Origin of the sequence: Corynebacterium sp. HMSC072G08 (assembly GCF_001809185.1) — a bacterium.
Lineage (GTDB): Bacteria > Actinomycetota > Actinomycetes > Mycobacteriales > Mycobacteriaceae > Corynebacterium > Corynebacterium phoceense.
In genome coordinates, this window is record NZ_KV796389.1 from 1 (window position 1) to 225 (window position 225).

Consider the following 225-nt stretch of genomic DNA (forward strand, 5'->3'; position numbering starts at 1 on the left):
GTTCCTGGCGGGTGGATGAGACCTATATCCGGATCGGGGCAGGTGGTGCTACCTCTATCGGGGGATCGCCGCCGGTCGCCAGACCCTGGACTTTTACCTCTCTCCGAAGCGCAACGTGGCCGCAGCGAAGCGTTTCCTGACCAAGGCCCTCAGATCCAATGCGTCAGCCGGGTTCCCGCGGGTGATCAACACCGATAAAGCACCCTCCCTAGCCAGGGCAATCGC

Annotated in this window: 1 pseudogene; it reads left to right on the forward strand. The window is 62.7% G+C overall.

The features are described 5' to 3' along the window. Positions 1-225, forward strand: a pseudogene (locus tag HMPREF2559_RS13195) (DDE-type integrase/transposase/recombinase); the annotation flags it as partial.